Source organism: Gemmatimonas phototrophica, from assembly GCF_000695095.2.
Taxonomy (GTDB): domain Bacteria; phylum Gemmatimonadota; class Gemmatimonadetes; order Gemmatimonadales; family Gemmatimonadaceae; genus Gemmatimonas; species Gemmatimonas phototrophica.
On record NZ_CP011454.1, the window covers coordinates 2212788 to 2229180 of the forward strand.

At 63.3% G+C, this 16393-nt stretch carries 16 protein-coding genes; 3 read left to right on the top strand and 13 right to left on the bottom strand.

Annotated features, from left to right (window positions below; translation table 11 throughout):
• Positions 1-5: 5 nt before the first annotated feature.
• The 4 genes from GEMMAAP_RS09340 to GEMMAAP_RS09355 all read right to left on the bottom strand — a co-directional run bounded on the left by GEMMAAP_RS09340 (position 6) and on the right by GEMMAAP_RS09355 (position 4241).
• Positions 6-1382: an acyclic terpene utilization AtuA family protein gene (locus GEMMAAP_RS09340; protein WP_043581647.1), complete on the bottom strand. Its 1377-nt coding sequence runs from the start codon at positions 1380-1382 to the stop codon at positions 6-8.
• Positions 1382-2998: an acyl-CoA carboxylase subunit beta gene (locus GEMMAAP_RS09345; protein ID WP_082821203.1), complete on the bottom strand. Its 1617-nt coding sequence runs from the start codon at positions 2996-2998 to the stop codon at positions 1382-1384. Before GEMMAAP_RS09345 ends, GEMMAAP_RS09340 begins: the two co-directional genes overlap by 1 nt.
• Positions 2995-3408 carry a cobalamin B12-binding domain-containing protein gene (locus GEMMAAP_RS09350; protein ID WP_026850769.1) on the bottom strand — a complete coding sequence of 138 codons (414 nt, stop codon included), beginning with the start codon at positions 3406-3408 and terminating at the stop codon, positions 2995-2997. The genes GEMMAAP_RS09345 and GEMMAAP_RS09350 overlap by 4 nt, the downstream gene beginning before the upstream one ends.
• A gap of 77 nt (positions 3409-3485) precedes the next feature.
• Positions 3486-4241 (bottom strand): class I SAM-dependent methyltransferase, encoded by a 756-nt coding sequence (locus GEMMAAP_RS09355; RefSeq protein WP_053334519.1) that lies wholly within the window; start codon positions 4239-4241, stop codon positions 3486-3488.
• 111 nt (positions 4242-4352) lie between these two features.
• Between GEMMAAP_RS09355 and GEMMAAP_RS20540 the strand changes: the two genes are divergently transcribed.
• Positions 4353-4796, top strand: coding sequence for a BLUF domain-containing protein (locus GEMMAAP_RS20540; protein ID WP_053334518.1), 444 nt, complete (start codon positions 4353-4355; stop codon positions 4794-4796).
• Between the two features lie 92 nt (positions 4797-4888).
• Here the strand turns inward: GEMMAAP_RS20540 and GEMMAAP_RS09365 are convergent, their stop codons facing one another.
• Genes GEMMAAP_RS09365 through aspS form a run of 7 tightly spaced genes read right to left on the bottom strand, consistent with a single transcriptional unit; the run spans position 4889 to position 13226 of the window.
• Positions 4889-6583, bottom strand: a complete 1695-nt coding sequence (locus GEMMAAP_RS09365) for an acyl-CoA mutase large subunit family protein (protein ID WP_082821205.1) — start codon at positions 6581-6583, stop codon at positions 4889-4891.
• The gene (meaB, locus tag GEMMAAP_RS09370; RefSeq protein ID WP_238588217.1) at positions 6580-7725 is read right to left on the bottom strand and encodes a methylmalonyl Co-A mutase-associated GTPase MeaB; all 1146 of its coding nucleotides are present in this window, start codon (positions 7723-7725) and stop codon (positions 6580-6582) included. Before meaB ends, GEMMAAP_RS09365 begins: the two co-directional genes overlap by 4 nt.
• Entirely contained in the window at positions 7706-8659 is a 954-nt protein-coding gene (locus GEMMAAP_RS09375; RefSeq protein WP_026850766.1) for a CBS domain-containing protein, read from the bottom strand. Before GEMMAAP_RS09375 ends, meaB begins: the two co-directional genes overlap by 20 nt.
• On the bottom strand, positions 8656-9939 hold the full coding sequence (locus GEMMAAP_RS09380; RefSeq protein ID WP_053334517.1) for a hemolysin family protein: 1284 nt from the start codon (positions 9937-9939) through the stop codon (positions 8656-8658). Before GEMMAAP_RS09380 ends, GEMMAAP_RS09375 begins: the two co-directional genes overlap by 4 nt.
• Positions 9936-10415, bottom strand: coding sequence for an rRNA maturation RNase YbeY (ybeY, locus tag GEMMAAP_RS09385; protein WP_053334516.1), 480 nt, complete (start codon positions 10413-10415; stop codon positions 9936-9938). Before ybeY ends, GEMMAAP_RS09380 begins: the two co-directional genes overlap by 4 nt.
• Complete coding sequence (locus GEMMAAP_RS09390) at positions 10412-11413, bottom strand: PhoH family protein (protein WP_026850765.1); 1002 nt, start codon at positions 11411-11413, stop codon at positions 10412-10414. The genes ybeY and GEMMAAP_RS09390 overlap by 4 nt, the downstream gene beginning before the upstream one ends.
• Positions 11406-13226: an aspartate--tRNA ligase gene (aspS, locus tag GEMMAAP_RS09395; RefSeq protein WP_053334515.1), complete on the bottom strand. Its 1821-nt coding sequence runs from the start codon at positions 13224-13226 to the stop codon at positions 11406-11408. The genes GEMMAAP_RS09390 and aspS overlap by 8 nt, the downstream gene beginning before the upstream one ends.
• Positions 13227-13403: 177 nt before the next feature.
• Here aspS and GEMMAAP_RS09400 point away from each other — a divergent pair, with 177 nt between their 5' ends.
• Complete coding sequence (locus tag GEMMAAP_RS09400) at positions 13404-14300, top strand: hypothetical protein (protein ID WP_026850763.1); 897 nt, start codon at positions 13404-13406, stop codon at positions 14298-14300.
• Positions 14297-15397 carry a dual-specificity RNA methyltransferase RlmN gene (rlmN, locus tag GEMMAAP_RS09405; RefSeq protein ID WP_026850762.1) on the top strand — a complete coding sequence of 367 codons (1101 nt, stop codon included), beginning with the start codon at positions 14297-14299 and terminating at the stop codon, positions 15395-15397. The genes GEMMAAP_RS09400 and rlmN overlap by 4 nt, the downstream gene beginning before the upstream one ends.
• On the opposite strand, the gene GEMMAAP_RS09410 is transcribed toward rlmN, so the two are convergent.
• Together GEMMAAP_RS09410 and GEMMAAP_RS09415 are read right to left on the bottom strand one after the other, a co-directional pair.
• Positions 15326-15838 carry a LytR C-terminal domain-containing protein gene (locus GEMMAAP_RS09410; protein WP_026850761.1) on the bottom strand — a complete coding sequence of 171 codons (513 nt, stop codon included), beginning with the start codon at positions 15836-15838 and terminating at the stop codon, positions 15326-15328. The genes rlmN and GEMMAAP_RS09410 overlap by 72 nt on opposite strands.
• A 24-nt stretch (positions 15839-15862) precedes the next feature.
• Positions 15863-16393 carry a hypothetical protein gene (locus GEMMAAP_RS09415; protein WP_026850760.1) on the bottom strand — a complete coding sequence of 177 codons (531 nt, stop codon included), beginning with the start codon at positions 16391-16393 and terminating at the stop codon, positions 15863-15865.

A 16393-nucleotide genomic window follows, 5' to 3' on the forward strand; every position in this document is an offset into this window, starting at 1 on the left:
CAGCGTTACTCCACGATGGAGACAGCGGTGGACACGGCCCGCTTATCAAGCAGTGCGGGCCAGTAGGCCACGATTTCTTCGACTTTGGGCCGCCCACCGGCAAACCCGGTGACACTGGGAGGGCCGTTGAGCACCAATGGCGCAATCTCGCGCGTAAAGCGCTCCACGGCGGCACGATCGCTGCCACGGACGCCAATGCGATACTGCACCTCGGGGGCCTCACGACCGTCACCCGCCAGTGCGCCATGTGTTGACGTTGCGCCCACAAACTCGCTCAGCACCTGATCAAACTTCAACCCGAGATTGTCGAGCCGTTCGCGCAACACGCGATCTGCCAATTGCGCCTTCTCCATGGCATCCGGCCACGAATACACCAATGAACCCACGGCTTTATAGCCTGCCCGATAGGCGATGGATACCTTGAGAAACGGTGTCGGCGGACCGCCCGTGATCCCATGCACCCGCACGCGATTTTCCCCGTCGGCTGCAACGCGGATGCTGGTGAAGTCGGCCACGACATCCGGCGTGATGTAGGCATGCGGATCGCCCATTTCGTACACCAGCTGCTCGGTAACACTGGGCACGCTCACGCGACCACCCGTACCCGGATGCTTGGTGATCACGAACGAGCCATCGGCGCGCGCTTCGGCGATGGGATATCCCACATTGGCCAGATCGGGAATGTTGCGCCAATCATGGAGGCAGTTGCCGCCACTCGACTGCGCCCCACACTCAAGAATGTGCCCGGCGACAATTCCCGCCGCGAGCGCATTCCAATCGTCTTCGGCCCACCCGAACTCGTGGCGCAGCGGCGCCATGGTGAGCGCGGTATCGGTGCTGCGTCCCGTCACAACGACATTGGCGCCTTGTTGCAAGGCTTCCACAATGGGTGTGGAGCCAATGTAGGCGTTGGCCGACAGCACACGATCGCGGATGTTGGCAAGCGGTTCACCCGTATCCATGTTCTTCAGCTCATGGCCGGCCGCCAGCAACGTGTCCAGACGATCGAGAATGTCGTCGCCGGTCACCACCCCAATGCGAATCTTGCCGCGAACGCCGCTGCGTGATGCCGCCTCGAGAATTGCCTCGGCGCACGCCGTAGGATTCACACCGCCGGCATTGGCAATGACTTTCACGCCACGCTCAGCCACGGCAGGAAACACGCTCTCCATCGCACCGACAAAATCGCGCGCATAGCCCATGCGCGGATCGCGTTCCCGCTGCTTCTGCAGAATGGACATCGTGACTTCGGCGAGGTAGTCGAGCATCAGGTAATCGACTGGCCCGCCCTCCACCTGACGCCGTGGCGCCTCAAGCCAATCCCCCCAAAACCCCTGACCGCTCGCGACGCGAACGATCTTCTCCTGTTGCGACTCCGACATCATTCGCCTCCAACGGTCGGCATCGGCGGCAACACAAAGGCGCCGAGATGTGGACCGCGGTTCTGGTTGGCTGCCCGCAAGGCCATCGCGAGCAGATCACGGGAGTCCTCGGGATACACGATCGTGTCCACGAAGCCACGCGCCGCGGCATACCGCGCGTCAAGTTGTGTTTCGTAATCGACGCGCATGCCCTCGACCGCATCGAGCACCTCACGCGCCGGTTCCTGGCCGGATTTCTTGGCGGCATCGAGCGCTGGACCATGCACGGCCTGAACCGCCGCTTCACCCTCCATGACGGCCATACGTCCGGTTGGCCACGAGAGGATGAAATCCGGATCGAACCCCTGCCCCGCCATGGCGTAGTAACCGGCACCACTGGCGTGATTCACCGTCAGCACGATCTTGGGCACACGCGCACACGCCATGGCCTCTACAAATCGCGCCCCAGCGCGAATGATCCCTTCGTGCTCAGCGTCCGGCCCGACCATGAAGCCCGAGACGTCCTGGACAAACAGAATCGGGATCCCCTGCTTGTCGCACCGCTCAATGAAGTACGCCACCTTCTCGGCACTTTCGGCGTAAATGATGCCACCGAAGCGTGGACGCTCACCCGGCCGGCCTTTGATGAGGCCGCGCTGATTGGCGATGATCCCAACGGGGATGCCTTCAATGTGCGCATCGCCGCAGATCATCTCCTTGGCCAGGTTCGGCTGGAATTCGTCGAGCTTCCCTTCATCCAGCAGCGCCTTGAGCACGGCGCGCATGTCATACGACATCCGATGGTCGGCCGGCAGCACGTCATACAGAGTGGAGGGCGGCTCGGCAGGCGGACGCCAAGCGATCTGTGCGGACTGCTGCGGGCGCGGCAGACGCGCAACCAGCTCGCGCAACTTGTCCAGGCAAGCGGGATCATCGTCGAGCGCGTAGTGCGCCACCCCGGAAATCTCCGTGTGGGTCACGGCACCGCCGAGCGTTTCACCGTCCACGGTCTGCCCCGTGGCACCCTTCACCAGATTGGGACCACCCAGCCCCATGAACGACGTGCCCTTCACCATGAGAATGACATCGCTCAAGGCGGGAAGATACGCCCCTCCCGCAACGCACTGCCCCATCACTGCCGCAAACTGCGGAATGCGGAGGTACCGCCGCATGATGGAATTGTAGTAGAAAATGCGAGCGGCCCCGTACTGACCCGGAAAGACCCCACCCTGATACGGGAGATTGACGCCGGCCGAGTCAACCAGATAGATGATCGGAATACGGCAGCGCATGGCGACTTCCTGCGCACGCAGAATCTTCGTGATCGTTTCCGGCCACCACGAGCCGGCTTTGACGGTGGCATCGTTAGCCACCACCACGACCTCGCGCCCTTCCACCATGGCAATGCCGGTGATGACACCGGCCCCCGGGGCTTGTCCGTCGTACCGGTCGTGCGCCACGAGCAAGCCGATCTCGAGGAATGGTGTGCTCGGATCTGCCAGTCGTTCAACGCGCTCACGCGCGGTGAGTTTTCCCTGCTTGTGCTGCTTCTCGATCTTGTCGGGACCGCCGCCCAGGCGCAGGCGGGCTTCCAGTGCTCGGATGTCGTCGGCGAGCTGGAGGAGTCGACCGCTCACGCGCCTTGCTGTTCGCGCGACGCAAACCATTCGCGGATGTAATCCACGAGGTCCTGCGTGCTGGTACCGGGGCCAAAGAGTCGGGCGACGCCCTGTGCTTGCAGCGAATCCATGTCTTCCTTCGGGATAATCCCCCCGCCGGTGAGCAGGATGTCATCGCGGCCGGCATCGAGCAGCAAGTCGCGGACACGCGGGAAGAGGGTCATGTGCGCACCAGAGAGGATCGACAGACCTACCACGTCCACATCTTCCTGGACAGCGGCCGTGGCGATCATCTCCGGCGTTTGGTGCAGGCCGGTATAAATCACTTCCATGCCAGCATCACGGAGCGCGGCCGCCACTACCTTGGCGCCACGATCGTGACCATCGAGGCCAGGTTTGGCCACCAGCACGCGAATGGGTCGGGTCATCGGTTGGGTAATCGGGAGGAACCTGCAGGCGGTGCCATGGTCCATCGGTCCGAACGCAGAACAACGACGTAACTTACTCAGCCATCCTTGCGGGCCACCAGCAGCATTTCGCTGGAGGTGCGACCAAGCGGGCGTGTGCTCCAGGAATCAAAGGCCTGCTCAACGACCAGCCCCACATCGCGCAGGCGCCTGGCGAGCTCCGACGCGCTGTAGAGTCGTATCCGGTGCGAGCGCTCACCATGTCCCTTTGGACCGCGCCACGTCGAGGTGATTTCGAGGAAGCCGGACAGCGGGTCAAAGGAGCGTTCCTGACCAAACATCGTCCCGTCGGCGCTGCTCCACCAATCCCGGGAAAGAAACTTGGCCATGACACCGTCTCTGGCACCCCCATGCCAAATCAATACGCCGCCGGGCTTGAGAACGCGGGCGAACTGGGACAACACGCGCAGATCGTCATTCGGATCGTCAAAGAATCCGAACGAAGTGAACAGGTTCACGACGGCATCGAACCGTCCCGTCCACCTCCCTGGCAGTTTCCGCATGTCACCCTGCGTATAGCGGAGGGTTCTCCCGGTCCCCCGTTTCCGCGCCACCGCCAGCAGATCGTCGGAGTAATCGAGGGCGTCCACGTCAAAACCGGCCTCTGCCAGGAGATGCGCATGGCGCCCCTGGCCACACGGGCAGTCCAACACCCGGGCGCCAGCGGGGAGTTCGAGTACCTCCATGAGCCGTGCGACCTCGCGCCGATCCTGGGTCAGATCGAAAAGGGGCTCATATTCGTGGAGATACTGCTGGTCAAACTGGGTTGCCCACCAGGGACTGTTCGTCTTCATCCGGAGACGCTAGATACTGGGACGAGCCTGCACAAGCCGCATGCGCCCGGCGTTGGAGCAGATTTTCGCTCCTGCCTCCCGGGCCCGACCTTTATCCGCCGCATCGGGACTGTGCCATTGCCCCTCATTCGCCTCCTGTACTCGAGCCAGGCTGCCGACGGCATGACCTACAGTATTTTGGTAGGGATCATGGCGCACGCGCAGACCAAGAACACGGCACGCGGGATTACCGGCATCCTCTGTTACGGATCTGGGCAGTTCCTCCAGGCGCTCGAAGGCGAGCGCGATGCCGTCAACGCCTTGTACCACGAGATCGCCGCTGATGCCCGACATGGCAGTTGCCAGCTGATGGCCGTGGAAGAGATTGCGCAACGGGCCTTCCCCGAGTGGACCATGAAGGTGGTGAACTGGGAAGATGGCGATAGCGCCCGCCGGCGGGCCATGCTTGAAGCGGACACCGGTTTGTCGGTGTTCTCTCCACAGGACATGGCCGCCGCCCACGCCGCCACATTTCTGGAGCACCTCGCGGAGATGGAACGCGAACTCGGCAGCTGAAGCGCCGAGGTGCCTTACGCCTGAAACACTGCGGCCCCACGTCGGGAGAACACGACGTGGGGCCGAGTGGCGTTCGGGGGCTGTTGGTTGACCTAGAAGAACACGGGCTCACGGTAGGCGCCAAACACATCCTCGAGCGCCGCCCGGATCTCGAAGAGCGTGCAATACGAGCGCGCACAGTCGAGAATGCGCGGCACCACATTCTCCGTCCCCCGCGCCGCCGCGCGCAGCGCTTCGAGATTCCGCGCACAGGCCTCGTTGTCACGGGACGCGCGCAACGCAGCCAGCTGCTCTCGCTGCTCGCGCTCCGCTTCCTGCCCAATACGCAAAATGGGAATAGTGAGTTCGGGCTCGTCGGTGACGAACTCATTGACACCCACCACGATCTTCCGACGCTGTTCGATTTCCCACTGCTGACGCGCCGCACTCTCGGCGATCCGCTTCTGGAACCAACCTTCTTCCAGTCCTTTCACCACACCGCCGATGCCTTCAATCTGTTCGAACAGCCCCTCGGCTTCACGCTCCAGCTGGTCCGTCAGCGCCTCGACGTAGTACGAGCCACCCAGCGGATCCATGACGTTGGGCACCCCGGTTTCGTACGCCAGAATCTGCTGCGAGCGCAGGGCCACTTGAACGGCCCCTTCGGTGGGCAACGACAGCGTTTCGTCCATGGAGTTCGTGTGCAGCGACTGCGTACCGCCAAGGACGGCGGCCAACCCCTGGTACGCGACGCGCACCACGTTATTCATGGGTTGCTGGGCCGTGAGCGTTACGCCCGCTGTTTGCGAGTGGAAACGCATCATCCACGAGCGCGGATTCTTCGCGCCATAGCGCTCCTTGAGGTGCCGAGCCCAGATGCGGCGGGCCGCACGCAGTTTGGCAATTTCCTCGAAGAAGTCGTTGTGGATATCCCAGAAGAACGACAGCCGTGGCGCAAACTCATCTACGTCCAGACCGCGGGCAATCCCGCGCTCCACGTAGGTAAAGCCATCTGCCAGAGTAAAGGCCAATTCCTGCGCCGCAGTGGAGCCGGCTTCGCGGATATGGTAGCCGGAGATGGAGATGGTATTCCAGTTCGGCGTGTTGGAGGCACACCATTCAAAGCCGTCTACGATGAGACGCAGCGCTGGCTCGATGGGAAAGCACCACGCATGCTGCGCCATGTACTCCTTGAGGATGTCATTCTGGACCGTCCCCTGGAGCTTGGAAGAGTCAACACCCTGCTTTTCAGCCGCCGCGATATAGAAGCACAGCAGAATGATCGCCGGGCCGTTGATCGTCATGCTCGTGGACACCTTGTCGAGGGGAATCCCCTCGAACAACGCCTCCATATCGGCCAGCGACGAAATGGCTACGCCACATTTGCCGACCTCCCCTTCCGACCGTACATGATCGCTGTCGTATCCCATAAGCGTCGGGAAGTCGAACGCGACCGATAGACCAGTCTGTCCCTGCGACAAGAGGAACTTGTAGCGCTGGTTGGTCTCACGTGCCGTACCGAATCCGGCAAACTGACGCATGGTCCAGAGTTTGCCGCGATAGCCCGTGGGATGGATCCCGCGGGTAAACGGCCACGCCCCTGGTGTTTCGAACGCCGTTCCGGCGGAGTCTTCCAGGTCCAGTGCCGTATACAGCGGCGGCACCTCGGTCGCCGAGTTGGTAAACGCGATATCGCGCTTCCGCCCGGTATCGTACTGTCCGCGCCACTGCGCCACTTCCTGGCGTAAGGACTCCAGCTCTTCCTGCTGCTGGCGGACAACGTCTTCGAGTTCACGGGTCGAGGTCATGCGCTGGCCCCTGTAGGCATCGGCAGTGGCGCATACGTCGCGCCAGTGAGTAGGTGGGCACTGCGGGCACGCAGCGTATCCGCAACCGCAAACGGAACCAGCGTACCATCTTCCAGTCCATCAAGCTGTGCATCGAGCCACGCCAGTGTTGCGGTGTCCTGCCAGAGCCGCTGGCGCAGTTGCTGTTCAACAACTTCCATCACCCGCTCACGCAATCGAGCCCGACGGCGCTTGCGCAGTTCGCCACTCGCTTCAAGATAACGGAAATGCCGCGCGATGGCGTCGGCGATCTCGGCAATGCCTTCGTTTTGTGCCGCAATGGAACGCAGAACCGGCGGCGTCCACTGTTCTGGGGACTCAAGGTGCGCGGCGGCCCGCGCCGCCCGGGCCGGGTTCATGGCGTCCCGGAGCGCATCCCGATCAGGAATGTTCCGGAGATCTACGCCATGATGTGCCGGAACGTTCTGCGTCGTTGCCCCGGCACGCAGCCCCAGCATGAGCTCAATGTCGTTCCGTAGCCGATCGGCACCGGGACGATCGGCTTTGTTGACGGTAAAGACATCGGCAATTTCCATAACGCCGGCCTTCAACGTCTGAATGGAATCGCCAGACTCGGGCACGAGCACGACGACCGTCGAGTCTGCAGCGCGCGCCACATCCAGTTCACTCTGGCCAACGCCAACCGTTTCGATGATGATCACGTCCATTCCGAAACCATCGAGGACATCGCACACTTCGCGGGTGGCGGTGGCCAGGCCGCCGAGCGAGCCACGGGTGGCCATGGAGCGAATGAACACCCCGGGATCGAGGGCGATTTCCTCCATGCGAATACGGTCGCCGAGGAGCGCCCCGCCGGTAAACGGCGAGGTCGGATCCACGGCCACGATGCCAACGGTCTTCCCTTCGTTTCGATACAAACGGGCCAGCCGGGTGGTGAGCGTGCTCTTCCCGGCGCCTGGCGGGCCGGTCAACCCGATTCGTCGGGCCCGCCCTAGCGAGGCATGCTGGGCGGCGAGAATCTGTTCAAACCCGGCGCGATGATTCTCGACGATGCTGACGGCGCGTGCGAGCGCCGCCGTCTTTCCGGCACGGAACTGTTCCAGTACTCGCGCGATGGCCGCGTCAATCGGTGGTGTCGTCATGCTCATCGCGGATATCGCCAACCAGTTCTTCAAGGAGATCTTCGAGCGTGACCAAGCCCACCACGGTGGTATCGTCGCGCACTATGGCCAACTGCCGTCGGGAGCGCAGGAGTTCAAACAACAGCTCCTTGGCCGGCTTCTCAGGTCGCGCGAACGCCACCGGGCGTATCGCCGGGGTGGACTCCCCACGACGACGGAAGACATCGAACACGTGCAGCATACCGGTGATGTCTTCCGGTGACTCCCGAAAAACCGGGATTCGGCTGTACCCCGCCTGCGCCACCTGCCGGGCCAACTCATCAGGGGGCAATCCCTCACGGAGCATGAACATCTCGCTGCGCGGGGTCATGACGTCATGCACCACCTTGTCACCGAATTGCACCACGCCGGAAATGATGGCCATCTCCTCGGTCGCGCCAATATCGGAGAAAGTCCCATCACGCAGCAACTCTTCGAGCCCGTCGCGGAGTTCCTCCTCACTGGTGAGTACCGGGGGACTCGACACCAGGCGGCGCGCGCCGCTGGCGATGAGATGAAAGGGGGTGAGCAACAAATCGGTCAGCCGAAGCAACGGAACAAAGGCGGGCACCAATTGGGGTGCGAAACGCCGAGCAATGGCCCGCGGCAACAATTGACCAAACACGAGGAGCAACACCAGAAACGCCAGGATATCCCGGACAAACACCCATGCACGAAGGCCGTCGTCCATCGCGATGACCGAGCCCGTGGCAAACACCACGAGCATCGCGGCTGTCCCGGCCGCGTGCACCAGACGCGTGGGGCGCTCGAGATAGCGGGACATGGTCCCGGCTCCACCGGCACGATGCTCAATCCAGTGGCGCAGCCATAGCCGGCTGACGGCGCGTACCGTCGTCGCGGCCATGGTGAACACCGCCAGGATGGCTACCGAGAAGACGATCACCACGCCGCTCACGACGCAACCTCCCCGGCGGTGCCAATCGAGGTCTGGTCTGGTAACCGCTCGAGGTATACCCGTTCAATCTTGCGGCGAATGACCCGCTCCACGATCACCTTGAAGCGACCAATCGTCAGGGTCTCTCCCGCCCGTGGCACGCGCCCCAGGAGCTCCAGAATGAGCCCGCCAACCGTCGAGACATCGTCACGTGTGAAATCGTGTTCCAACGCACTGGACAGGTCGTCCAGCGTGAGGCGACCGGACACCCAGTAGCGTGTCTCTTCCTCACTCTCAACCAGACGCTCCTCGTCATCGTACTCGTCGCGGATCTCGCCCACCAATTCCTCGAGGATATCCTCGATGGTGACCAGTCCCGCCGTGCCGCCGTATTCGTCGGCCACAATGGCGATATGACGTCGCGCCTGACGGAATTCCTTCAGCAGATCGGCAATGCGCTTCGACGAGGGAATGAAGACCGGCGGACGCATCAGGGTCGTCCATCCCCCTTCCGGTTCCTCATCGGCGAGCACTGAGGGCAGCAAATCCTTCACGTAAAGAATGCCCACAATCTCGTCGATGGTTTCCTCGTACACGGGCACTCTGGAATGCTGGATGCTTCGTACTCGATCCAACATCTCCGACCACGGAATATCTCGCTCCACGCCCAGCATATCGACGCGCGGCACCATGACTTCCGCAGCGGAGGTTTCACCGAACTCGAAGACGCCAAGGAGCAGCGCCCGTTCATCCCCCGTTACATCGGTTTCGCTGGTCACCACATCGCGGAACTGCTGTGCTGCCTCCTCGCGACGCTCTTGGGTGGCATCGGACTCGGAGACGACTTCGGCGAAAAGGCCATCCACCCAATTGCCGAGGGCAACGACCGGCGCCAGCACTCGCTCCACAACACGGGTGTAGACGTGCAACCGCTCGGCCGCATTGTCACCAAGGGCATCTCCCAGCACCCGCGCGGCACTCTCCGCGACCAGCACAGTGGCCAGCCCCAGCACCATCAACAGCGCCACCATCGGCAGCGTGGCACGACTGGCGAGATCCAGCGCCACCGCAAGGCCACACCCTGCGGCCAGATGACCAATGACTCGCGCGAAGGCCAGGGCGCGATGGGTCTGTTCTCGCGCCGGGACCGCGCGGGCCACGCTCGGCAATGGGGCGCCAAACCCGCCGCGATCATTCGCCGTGGGAAGAGAGGACTCGGACAACAGGGCGCCGTCCGCGACGGCGGAGAGCGCCGCAACCGCTGCACCAGCGGCCGCAAGCGCCCAGGCTACTGCACTCATGCGTTGGGGGACGGGGTCAGCCAGAAGCGCTTCACCAGCTGCTCCTGACGTCGCCACATGGGCGACGACGTTCGGGCGTCATCTTCAGGGTGTTCCCAGCCGCAGGCGTGCAACGTGCCGTGCACGACCAGTCTGGCCAACTCCTCGCGGATGCCGACGCCATGCTGCCGCGCCTGTATCCGTGCCACGTCGGGGCAAATGTAGATGTCTCCCAGCACACTGCCGGTGGGGTCCGCCCCAAGCGCGAAGGTAATCACGTCGGTGGGCCCCCGATGACCGAGGTGCCGACGGTTCAGCGCGGCCATGGTACGCGCAGAGACAAACGTGATCGAGAGCATCGCCCGCGGTACCTTGAGTGCCCGCAGCACCTGACGGGAGAGTACAACCAGACGTTCGGTCGCCACCGGAATACGCACGCCGTCGCAGGCCACGGCCACAGCACGCGGTTCCGGTTTGGGCAATCGGGCCGGACTCATCCACCACCCGCGGCGTCTTCGTTGTATGCTCGGATGATGTCACGCACCAACCGATGGCGGACAACGTCGGCTTCACTGAAGTAGTGAAATGAAATGCCTTCGATGCCGTGCAAGATCCGTTCAATCTGCATCAGGCCGGAATCCTCACGACGCGGAAGATCCACCTGGGTTTTGTCGCCGGTGATCACGATCTTGGAGTTCACGCCGAGTCGCGTCAGAAACATCTTCATCTGCGCTCCCGTGGCATTCTGCGCTTCGTCGAGGATCACGAAGGAGTCGCCAAGGGTGCGACCACGCATGAAGGCCAGCGGAGCCACTTCGATGGTGCGCGACTCGATGAGCTTCTGGATACGCTCAAAGGGGATCAGATCATCGAGTGCATCGTACAGAGGCCGCAGGTAGGGGTCGATCTTGGCCTGCATATCGCCGGGGAGAAAGCCAAGGCTTTCACCGGCCTCCACCGCCGGCCGCGCGAGCACAATGCGACGCACGCGCTTGCGCATAAGCGCATCTACGGCGGCCGCAACCGCCAAGTAGGTTTTGCCGGTCCCGGCAGGCCCAATACCCACCACGATATCGTGCTCACCGATCTTCTTGAGATACTCGGCCTGCCCTGCCGTCTTGGCCTGCACACCGCGGCGGGAACCTGGCAACACCAGTCCCCCGCTGGTTGCCCCCGGCGTATCTGCCGGCCGTTCGGTGAGCGAGAGCCGCAGCACATCGTCAGCCGACACGCTCTTGCCATCTCGCACCATCGCCACCAACGCCGCGGCAACGCTTTCGGCACGGGCGATGGCCTCGCCGTCGCCCGTTAAGGACAAGTGATCCCCACGCAGTGCCACCCGCGCTCCGGTGGCCCGTTCCAGTTCCTTCAGGTTGCCGTCGTTCACTCCGGCCAGCATCTGCAGATCGGCCCCCTCGACGGATACGCGGGCCGTGACGACCTCCACGCGATCCCCGTTCCGATCCCCCCGGCCGTCGCTGCGTGAGTCACTCACGGGGCGAACCCGGGCGTGCGTCACGTACGGCGATATGCAACTGGGCGAGATCGTCGGCTGGTACCGATACCGGTGCCCCCTCAAAGAGCGAACGGGCCGCCGTGGTCTTGGGGAAAGCAATCACATCGCGTAACGACGGCGCGCCGGAGAGCAGCATTGCAATGCGATCAAACCCGAATGCGATGCCGCCATGCGGCGGTGCGCCGGCACGCAATCCTTCCAGCAGGAAGCCAAAGCGACGTTCCTGTTCCTCCGCATCCCCGATGCCGAGCAATCCAAACATGCGCGACTGGGTGGCGGGATCACTGGTGCGAATACTCCCACCGCCGAGCTCCGTGCCGTTCAGGACGACATCGTACGCCAAGGCGCGCCAGCGGGCGGGCTCGTCGGGGAACGCCGCCATATCTTCCGGATTGGGAGCCGTGAATGGGTGGTGTACCGCGGCCAATGCGCCGGATTCCGGATCCTGTTCAAACATGGGGAAGTCCAACACCCACAGAAACCGCTCGGCCGAGTCGTCGATGAGCTCGAGACGACGTGCACATTCCTGACGCACTCGATCAAGGGCGGGACTGCTGACGCGATCGGCCGCGGCCACGAAGAGTGCGAGATCGCCGTCGTTCAATGCCAAGGCGGCCTTGGCATCCTCGGTAAGGAATTTCGCCAACGGACCGTCGTAGGCCCCGTCCGCCTTGCGCAAGCGCAGCAAACCGCCGGCACCGGCGCCCTTGGCCAACGCTTCCAGTTCATCAACCTGCTTCCGGCTCCAGGCCGCGCCCCCCGGGATCACCACGCCGCGAACACGCGCGCCGCTCGCCAGCGCGTTCGTCGTCACCGCAAAGTCGAGCGCGGCAAACACGGAGCTGTAGTCGCGCAACCGCAGGTCGTAGCGAAGGTCGGGGCGGTCGCAGCCGTAGTTCTCCATGGCATCCGCGTAGGTCATGCGCTCGAACTGCGCCGGCACATTGGCGTGGCCCGCTTCACGCCACATGACGCCGAGCAACCCTTCCGCAAGCGTCATGATATCCGGGCGTTCGATGAACGACGCTTCGATGTCGATCTGAGTGAACTCGGGTTGCCGATCGGCGCGCAAATCCTCGTCGCGGAAGCATCGCGCAATCTGGAAATAGCGGTCGAACCCGCAGCACATGAACAGCTGCTTGTAGATCTGTGGTGACTGCGGCAACGCGTAGAACTCACCGGGATGCACACGGCTGGGCACGAGATAATCGCGCGCGCCTTCCGGTGTGGGCTTGGTGAGGATGGGCGTTTCGAGTTCGAGATACCCGTGGTCCGTGAGATACCGCCGTGAGACCTGCAGCAGGCGGTGGCGCAGGACGAGATTTTCCTGCAGTTCCGGCCGACGAAGATCGAGGTAGCGATGGCGCAGCCGGAGCTCTTCGGCCGGCATCTTTTCGCCTCGCCCACGGGCGACCGGGAGCGCCGGGGTGACCGCCGGTCCCACGATCTTGAGCGAGGTGACACGGATTTCCACTTCGCCGGTCCCCATGTCCGGATTCACCCGCTCAGTCTCACGGGCGACCACTTCCCCTTCACACAGCACCACGGATTCAACACCGACCGCCGCGGCCAGATGCTGCACATCGGCCGCGCACCACGCCGGTCCAAAGGCAAGTTGCACCAGCCCTGTGCGGTCCCGGAGATCAATGAAGACCAACCCGCCGAGATCTCGGCTCCGGTGCACCCACCCGCCAAGCTGGACCGTGCGACCCACATCCGCGCGGCGTAGAAGCCCACATGGATCGGAACGCAGGGTGGTGGACAGCACGGACGATTGTGGCGAGGACGACATCAGGTGTGGTACTCCAAGGGCGAAAACGGGACCGACACCGGTGGGTAAGCCTACCCGGCCGACCGGCGGAAGACACTACGCAAACGTTGAAAAGTAAATGCTTTACGATGGTGTGGGTAGCGATTTTCCTCAGTCGTTTCGCTTGACCTCGACTCTCGGCGCCGTTTAGTCTCCCGTATGCGCCGCATGCTTATCTGCGGGCTTGCCGCGTTTGGCTGGGCTTCAGGGCTCCGCGCGCAGCCGGTACCCGCGCGCGATCTTTGGGAGTTTCCACTCGGAGCCATCTTCGAGCCGCCTGCGCTCGCAAACGAGCCCGGGGCCGGATTGTGGAATCCGGCGACGGTGGCCGTTCCGCCAGGCGAGCGATTCCGGATTGGGGTCGCCTCACTGGCTACGGGGAGTGCCCAGGGTGTCGATGGGCAGCTTCTGGCGGGGGCGTGGCGCCGTCCGTCTGGCAATACCCTGGGTTTTTCCGTTGCCCGCGCGGCAATCAACGGGCTGGTGCGTACCGAATCCGATCCCCAGTCGGTGGGCAACATCGCCTACAACACGACGCTGGTCAGCCTGACGGCGGCCCGCAGTCTGACACCGCACCTGACCGCTGGCCTCGCCGTGCGGTGGCGTAACGGACAGGCCGATCAGGAATCGCGAGATGCGGTCGCGGCCGATCTGGGCGCAGTCCTGCATGATCTACCCTGGCGCAACGCCCGGGTGGCGCTCTCCAGTTTCCTGTGGCGTCCCGGGCGCGAAATAGAAGATCGCCCGGCGGTCCTGATGGCGGCGGATATTCGGATCGCGGGCGCCGCCGAGACCAGACAGGCCCGGATGGGGTACAGCGAGAGTGCGGTCAATCGGGGCGCGCGTGAGCGTGGACCCTATCTCTCGGGACGGTTCGATCGGGTTGAAGCGCGTGCCGGCTATTTCCGCGGCTCGGCTGGCGCCGGTACGGTGTCACGCGTACGCACGGGGCTCGCCTTGTATTATGCACGTTTCGTGGTCGGTATCGCCCGTGAGGAAGGCATCTCGGGGCTTGGTCCCGTGTATCAGTTCACGCTCAGCTCGCTCATCAAGTGACCGAACCCGTCGCCGTGCCGCCGCTCCCAGACCTGCTCGATCTTGAGCCCGATGCAGCCATCGCGCTCCTACGGGCGTGGATGGCCGAGCGCGGTGAGCCCGCCTATCGGGCCACGCAGCTGTTTGGGCGCCTGTGGCAGCGTCCGGTGCGCGCCTTTGACGACATCATGGAGTTGCCCAAAGCGCTTCGTGAATCGCTGGCGCAATCGTTTCGCATCTCGTCGCTGGAACTGGCCACTCGCCAGAAATCGACCGATGGCACCGAAAAGTTTCTGTTCCGGATGCACGATGGGCAGTTGATCGAGACGGTCGCCATTCCCGACGGCGACCGTATGACCTTCTGCATTTCGTCGCAGGCCGGGTGCGCTCTGCAATGTGCGTTCTGTGCCACCGGCGCAATGGGATTTCAGCGCAACCTGACGCCCGCCGAAATTGCCGGGCAGGTGCGGGAGCTGCGTCTACTGAACCCTCCCATTCTTCCCACCAATATTGTGTTCATGGGCATGGGCGAACCGCTGATGAACTGGAAAGCGGTGAGTCCGACGTTAACCCTGCTGAACGACCCACGGGCGCTGGGCATAGGCGCGCGTCATATCACCATTTCCACGGTCGGTGTACTGCCGGGTATCGTGGCATTGTCTGAGCGTGCCGAACAATTCCGCCTGGCCATTTCGATTCACGCGCCCAGCGACGCGCTCCGGAAATCGTTGATGCCGGTGAACACGAAGTATCCGCTAAGTGACGTCATTGAAGCCGCGAAGCGTTTTGATCGACGCGTCACGTTCGAATATGTCATGCTTGGTGGCGTGAATGATCAGCCGGAACATTCGGCGCAACTCGCGCAACTCGCGCGCGATTGTCGTGCGTTCGTGAATCTCATTCCGTTGCACCCCGGCGGATCGATGGGATTTACACCGTCTGGTACCTCGGTCATTACGGCGTTCGCCAAGGCCTTGCGAGCGCGTGGTGTCGAGACCGCCGTTCGCAGAAGCCGCGGCCTTGATATCGCCGCGGCGTGTGGGCAACTACGGACGGAGCGACTTGGCCGTCGGGCGCCAGTCGCCCCCGACGAACACCGTGAGATCGGCGTAGCGTGAACTGTCGGGGGCGGCGATCACCGTCCCCAAGCCCAAGGCTTTCTGCACACGCAGCCCCCACTCCTCGTGGCCCGTGTGTACGGCAATTCTCGTCGAAGCATTTCGCTCCGGCTGGCTGGACAGAAAATCCACGACATCAAAGCCGTACAGGCGCAAATGCTGTGTCGTGCGTCGGGCCAGCCCAGTGACACCGCTGATGTTAACGACGCGGACACGGATCCGGACGTCTCTTGGTGCGCGTGCCGCTGTATCGCTGGGCGCGGCAACCTTCGTCTCGGAAAGTCCTTCGTTCCCCGACACCTCCGGTGTTCGGGTCTGCCACCATGCGATGCCCGCGCCCGCGGCAATCACGCCAATCAGCATGACCGCCACGAGGCCGCGCCAATTCCGCGCCGGTCCATTCCCTGGTGTCGGCGGAAGCGTGGGAATGCCCACGGTCATGCCCACACTCCAAGGTGTCGTGGACTACCGCACCACATTCCATAACTCCACGGTTTCCGGGTTCAGCCCTTTTCCTTCCCGGAGCGTCCACTCGAGTCGCAGGCGAACGACTTGCCGGAACACCGCATCAAAGGCGTCTGGTACCCGATCCGCGAGGAACGCACGATCGGCCTGCATGAACGCGCGCCCCGGCTCGAGAAAGTCGGCCATGTACAGTGCACGACCGGTCTGAGTCCAATGCCGGTTGCCCACCGTGTGCCAGCGGATTGCTTCCAGCACATCGCCACGGGTCTCACCGTGCGCCTCCAGTCGGAGTGCGGCCGCCGGCCCGTGAAGCAAGCCAACGGGACGTTGCAGGTCACCGGTGAATGCCCGCAACGATGCCTCATCGGCGTCACGCAGCGCATCGTGCCACCACCCGGCGTCCCGCCACGCCGTTTGCGTTTGCGCATCGACCCCCATCGCCTCACTCCAGCGGTGCAACAGCGCAACGACGCGCTCGATATGCGCCCGTCGCTTATCGCTGACGATGGCCCATTCGGGCAACCCAGTCAT

Coding starts and splice junctions, on each gene's coding strand:
- meaB (WP_238588217.1), bottom strand. CDS start 7,725: ATGACGACACCACCGATTGACGCGGCCATCGCGCGAGTACTGGAACAG.
- aspS (WP_053334515.1), bottom strand. CDS start 13,226: ATGTCGTCCTCGCCACAATCGTCCGTGCTGTCCACCACCCTGCGTTCC.
- GEMMAAP_RS09380 (WP_053334517.1), bottom strand. CDS start 9,939: ATGAGTGCAGTAGCCTGGGCGCTTGCGGCCGCTGGTGCAGCGGTTGCG.
- GEMMAAP_RS09415 (WP_026850760.1), bottom strand. CDS start 16,393: ATGACTGGGTTGCCCGAATGGGCCATCGTCAGCGATAAGCGACGGGCG.
- GEMMAAP_RS09355 (WP_053334519.1), bottom strand. CDS start 4,241: ATGAAGACGAACAGTCCCTGGTGGGCAACCCAGTTTGACCAGCAGTAT.
- GEMMAAP_RS09350 (WP_026850769.1), bottom strand. CDS start 3,408: ATGACCCGACCCATTCGCGTGCTGGTGGCCAAACCTGGCCTCGATGGT.
- GEMMAAP_RS09340 (WP_043581647.1), bottom strand. CDS start 1,382: ATGTCGGAGTCGCAACAGGAGAAGATCGTTCGCGTCGCGAGCGGTCAG.
- GEMMAAP_RS09400 (WP_026850763.1), top strand. CDS start 13,404: ATGCGCCGCATGCTTATCTGCGGGCTTGCCGCGTTTGGCTGGGCTTCA.
- GEMMAAP_RS09410 (WP_026850761.1), bottom strand. CDS start 15,838: ATGACCGTGGGCATTCCCACGCTTCCGCCGACACCAGGGAATGGACCG.
- ybeY (WP_053334516.1), bottom strand. CDS start 10,415: ATGAGTCCGGCCCGATTGCCCAAACCGGAACCGCGTGCTGTGGCCGTG.
- GEMMAAP_RS09365 (WP_082821205.1), bottom strand. CDS start 6,583: ATGACCTCGACCCGTGAACTCGAAGACGTTGTCCGCCAGCAGCAGGAA.